Origin of the sequence: uncultured Paraglaciecola sp. (genome assembly GCF_937123705.1) — a bacterium.
Classification (GTDB): domain Bacteria; phylum Pseudomonadota; class Gammaproteobacteria; order Enterobacterales; family Alteromonadaceae; genus Paraglaciecola.
Genome location: NZ_CAKZKO010000110.1, coordinates 1 through 5,860, shown reverse-complemented (window position 1 = coordinate 5,860; position 5,860 = coordinate 1). Strand labels below are relative to the sequence as shown.

At 41.7% G+C, this 5,860-nt stretch carries 3 protein-coding genes; all 3 read left to right on the top strand.

The window, feature by feature from the left end; all coding sequences use genetic code 11:
* Positions 1 to 1,319, top strand: a 1,319-nt coding sequence (locus Q0688_RS14260) for an OB-fold nucleic acid binding domain-containing protein (protein ID WP_299077976.1), incomplete at its 5' end; no start/stop codon positions are given.
* Positions 1,320 to 2,771 (top strand): tRNA lysidine(34) synthetase TilS, encoded by a 1,452-nt coding sequence (gene tilS, locus Q0688_RS14255; RefSeq protein WP_299077974.1) that lies wholly within the window; start codon positions 1,320 to 1,322, stop codon positions 2,769 to 2,771.
* 378 nt (positions 2,772 to 3,149) lie between these two features.
* A partial coding sequence (locus tag Q0688_RS14250; protein WP_299077970.1) for a hypothetical protein occupies positions 3,150 to 5,860 on the top strand: 2,711 nt, incomplete at its 3' end.

Sequence of the window (5,860 nt, the reverse complement as noted above, 5' to 3'; positions counted from 1 at the left end):
GCGAAGGTGCGATCTCGGTTGGGGTTGATCCTGATCTGGCGATGAAAATTTTTGACTTGGTAGAAAAGTTTGCCGGTTATGGTTTTAACAAATCTCACTCTGCCGCGTATGCGGTTGTTTCGTATCAAACGCTTTGGTTGAAATGTCACTATCCCGCGCCTTTTATGGCAGCGGTATTAACCTCGGATATGCAAAATACCGACAAGGTCGTAGGCTTTGTTGAAGAATGTCGAGAGATGAAGCTCGACTTGGTTTTGCCCAACGTCAATCAGTCTGAGTTTGGTTTTATCGTTAATGATGAAGGCTCAATTGTTTATGGTTTAGGCGCAGTAAAAGGCGCGGGCGAAGGCCCCGTTGCGGCGATTGTTGAAGCGCGTAATGAAGGTGGGGCTTTTAAGGACTTATTCGATTTTTGTAAACGTTGTGATCCGAAGAGAACGAATAAACGAGTATTAGAAGCACTCGTTCGCAGTGGTGGGTTTGACTGCTTTGGTGAAGATCGAGCGGTTTTGATGGCCAGTATTGAAGATGCGGTAAAAGCAGCACAGCAAAGCGCGGCTAACGAAGCCTCTGGAGTATTTGACCTGTTTGGTGATGCCGAAGCAGAAGCGGCTGAAGATGTGCAGTTTGATGTGTATGAAAAACATCGTCACCTGCGCGGTTGGACATTAAAAGAACGCCTTCAGGGTGAAAAAGATACACTAGGTTTATTTGTTACGGGTCATCCGTTTGACGAATACGAAGATGAAGTACGCCAACTAGCGCCAACCAAACTGTCTAATTTGCGCGACGATAAAAAAGTACAAAAGCTTGCGGGATTAATTGTTAACCTGCGTATTATGAAAAATAAACGTGGGGAGAATATGTGTTTTATTACCCTCGATGACCGAACTGGGCGGGTGGAAGTATCATTGTTTTCCGAAGCGTTTGAGAAAGTGCGCGAAGTCATCGATAAAGACAAGGTCATTATCATTGAAGCGAACGTGCGCCACGATGATTATTCTGGTGGTCTAAAAGCCAATGCGATTAATGCTATGGAAATTAGCCAGGCGCGCTTAAATTACGCCAAATCGTTAAAAGTAAAAGTGCGTCGCGATCAGCTTGATCATAAGTTTGTTGCCAATTTCAAACAGATGCTAGAGCCAGTAAATATTGCACAGGGTGAGCACGGTTGCCCTGTTATTTTGGAATATTCTAACGACAGCGCACAAGCCGATATTCAGTTGGGTGATCGCTGGCGTATTCGTCCTACTGATGAACAGTTATTGGTATTAAAGTATGCCTTTGGTGAAGAATCTGTGGCGATGGATTATTCCTAAATGGATTTAGGAAAAGCAATCTTATCAACACTTGAGCAGGCTAACGAGCAGGGCGATGTTCAGTGTATTTGGGTTGCGCTAAGTGCGGGTATTGATTCAACCGTATTGCTGCATGCGTTGGTTGATGAGCTGTTCGATAAACGGTCGGCGTTACCAGCTGAAAAAATAACCACGATTAAAGCCATTCACGTGCATCATGGTTTATCTAACAATGCTGATGATTGGGTCAAGCAGGCTCAATCATTGTGTTGCCAGCTTTCGGCTGACTATGAGGGCGCTGTATCAGTTGAATGCATCGTAGAGCGAGTGCAGTTAGAAGCGGGTTCTTCTGACGGAATTGAACAAGCCGCTCGTGAGGCACGCTATCAAGTTTTTGAACAATACTGCCAAGCAGGTGATGTGTTATTGCAAGGGCACCATCTGGATGATCAGATTGAAACCTTCTTCATGCGTGCCATTCGTGGCAGTGGTTTAACTGGCTTATCGGGTATTCCACAGCAAAGAAACTTATCACGCTCGAATACGTGTCAGATATTACGACCTTTCTTAGCAGTTGAAAAACAGCAGCTGATTGATTATGCCAAAGCGCATAGTCTTAGCTGGGTTGAAGATGAATCAAACCTTGATTCAGAAATCGATAGAAATTGGTGGCGTAATGAATTATTGCCGCAAATATGGCAGCGCTACCCTGACAAAAAACAATCTCTATCACGTACAGTTAATACTGTTAAGCATGAGAAAGACTTGCTGCAAACGCTGCTATTAAAAGAAATAAATACAACGACAGTATTTGTGCAAACTGATCAAAAAATTCACCCTGCACTCAAAGACATTCCACGTTTTGATTTAACCTTGATTAACGAGCTTGATAGCGCAGTTGCTGTAAGTTATTTACGTGCTTGGCTCGCTCAGTTTGTTGATGTACTGCCATCTAGGGTTCAAATGAAGTCTATTTATAGCGATGTTATTGAAGCACAAATGGATGCAGAGCCCAGTTTTACATGGGGTGATAAGGCGTTATATCGATATCAAGGTTATTTGTTTTTATGGCATTCAGCTGATGCATTAAAAGACCAAGTTCGATATGAAGGGGTTGCTGTGATTGAACAAAACCAACAATCTTTCATTCTACCAAATTACAAAAGAGAGAATGCTTTAGGTGAACTGTCATATAAAACCAGTAATAAAGAGTGTGGATTAAAGCCAGGGGATTATGCAATACGCTTATGGCAACCAGGTGATGCGGCTAAACCCGTAGACCGATCTACTCGAAAAATGAAAAAGTGGTGGCAAGATTATGGAGTTGCGAGCTGGGTAAGAAATTATTGGCCCATCATTGTCTGTAAAACAACGAATGAAGTGGTTGCGGTACCTGGGTTATTTGTCTGTCAGGGGTACTTTACTGAGCAAGGTGGCTGGCTGATGGATTGGAGGTTTAATGGTGGGGTATAAAGTTTAAGCGTCCATCAAAATAAGACCTCCTCTTTTCTGGTGAAATAATGGTGGCAGCGTGTCTTCCATATACCTTCTGGTTTAACTCCAAGATTAATAATTGCCAGCATGGCAATGAGCAATAAAAATTTTTATTCTAGTGGTACATTCGTACTTATAATTATTTTTTATCATAAAATTAATTTATTATTTCTGAGTAAAAATTCAGTAAATAGACGATTCGTTATTGCTTTTTAAAATTCAATTTAATACGGAGGCTATAGCGTCAAAATAAATGTAAAAACGTAGGTCAAATTGTAAAACATCTTATTGGAAAGAACTGTTTTACGTTACAATGCGTAACATATAAATACCCAATTTCTTTTCAAGGTCTTTTTCATGCAAAAAGCTATCATTTTACTTTCTATGCTTGCCAGTCAGTTAGTTCTTGCAGCATCACCTGGCGGAGTTGCAGGTGAGAATCTCAACTCGCTTGAGCTTTGGCTACGCGCAGATGTTGGTGTGGAAGCCACTGGTGGAGGCGTCGATGCATGGGATGACCAATCAGAATTCACATCAAATAATGTATCCCAAGGAACGTCTAATAAAAGACCTATCGTAGGTGATGATCTGGCAGTTGATGGTGAAACACTAAACTTTAATCCAACTGTTATGTTCGATGGTTCGAATGATTTATTATCCACCTCTACATTACAGTTAGATGATGGCGCATCTATTTTTGCTGTAGCGTTCAATGGACTTCAAAGTGGCGGTGGATCGCAATTTAAGCCTTTTATTATTTCTCAGGATGGTCATGGTGGATCGGACCAGGATGAAGGTTTTCTATTAGTAGCGGGTCGTTCAGATGATAATGATGGGGATGTTTTGTTTGTACCACCTCACTCGGCTAGTGGTGATGCAGAAGAAACAACTGATTTCGGTGATAGAACGAATCGCGCCAGTATGTGGTTAGGGTTAGATGATATAAATAATCAAGATTTTGTATATCGAAATGGTGAACTTAGAGCCTCAAACCTATCCGTCCCAGCGGACCCAGGTGCTCCCTATACTACTGGTTATGATATTGGCGGTAGTTCAGTTAGTAGTGGTCGACAATATGTAGGTGCTATTTCTGAAATCATTGCATTCGATGAAAAGTTGAGTGCAGGGAAGATTGCAAAGGTAAATAGTTATTTAGGTATAAAATACGGTATTACTATTTTTCAGCAAGACTACATACTGTCTGATGATTCATTAGTTTGGGATTATACCAATAATACTTCATATCATAATGATGTTGCCGGTTTGGCCACTGATTCAGGCTCAGGCTTAGAACAAAAAATATCTCGCAGTTATACCACTGATGCTGCTAATCAAGCTTTCAGTATAACAATGTCTACAGAAAATATTTTCGATACATTAAATACGGATCCTGCTCGTACTGTTGCTTTAGCGGATAAATCGGCATTGGTTTGGGGGCATAACGGAGGAACAACAGCATTTAATGTATCTCTAATGTCAGCAGGCGACAATAAACGCATTAATCGTATTTGGAGAAGTCAGCAAACAGGTACCGCTAATTCGGTATTTATAACGATTCCAAAAGCTGTTTATGATGATGGGGCGGGTTCTCCAGTACCAGGTAAGAAGTTTCTATTAATTTCTTCAAGTGAATTTCAAAACAGTGGCGGCACCCTTGATACAACAAGCTTTGAGGCCGTTGAATTAATCCCCCACGCTACTAACGATTATTACTCTGCAGAAATCACTTTTACCGGCCAGCAGTATTTTACTCTTGCGATTGCTCCTGATCCATTTTTGATATCCATTAAAAGAAACTCTGGTGCGAATGAAGCAGTAGATGAAAATGCGACCTCGTTAGAATATTTATTCAGTTTTAGTGAAGACGTTACCAATGTAGATGTCGCTGATTTTATTAAAACAGGCGATGCTAATGCTTTATTTGATATTAGCTCTGTAAGCCAAGTGTCAGGGGATGCTTCAAAATACGTAGTAGTGTATTCAAGAAATGCGACTAGCATTTCTGGAACATTAGATAATTACCCAATTGGCGTGATGCTAGATTCTGGTTTCAGTATTGATGAAGGCACTGGTTTAAGTGCGGTAGGCAGAGACACAACAGTCGGCGCTATTTCAGGTGTTGCTGGTACAACAAATGAATCGTACAACCTTGACGGCGACTTCGATAATGACGGTACTGTGAATATTGATGAAGAGCCTGGTGCTGAAAATAATCAATGTTTACCAACTCCGAATGAAGGCTCCTGTGACGCGGACGGCGATGGCGTTACTAACGAAAATGAAGTGGCGGGTGAAGAACATAGCCCCTGTGCTCCAGTCTCTGGCCAAGCCTGTACAGCAATAACGACGATAAAAAATTATGCTGATAATAATGGTGGTTCTACAGCGCCCACATTAAGTGATTTTAATCAGCTGAATATCGTTGGCGTTACTGGCTCAAATATTGATGAAATAAATGCAGTGATTGCTGGCCTCACAGGTAATGAGGTTGATGATACTGCAGAGATTCAAGCGATCGTAGATAGTATTGTCGCTAAGAATACCGCGCTGGATAAAATCGAAGCGTATGCTGATACTAATACGAATCCAATTCCTGTACTTGCTGATTATTCAACAGCAGGTGTGACGGGAGTTACATCAACAAATCTTGCTGAAGTGAATGCTGCAATCGATGCCGTTACGGCTGCAGAGGCTGATACCCAAGCTGAGATCCAAGCCATCGTCGATAGCATCGTTTCGAAGAATACCGCGCTGGATAAGATTGAAACTTACGCAGATGATCAGACTAATGCGCCTGTTTTAGCTGACTTTTCTGATGCAGGTATTACAGATGTAACCGCTTCTAATATAGCTGAAATCAATAGTGCAATTGCTGCGCTAACCGGAACCGATGTTGATACCCAGGCTGAAATTCAAGCGATAGTCGATAGCATCGTTGCGAAGAATACCGCGCTGGATAAAATCGAAGCGTATGCTGATACTAATACGAACCCAATTCCTGTACTTGCTGATTATTCAACAGCAGGTGTGACGGGAGTTACATCAACAAATCTTGCTGAAGTGAATGC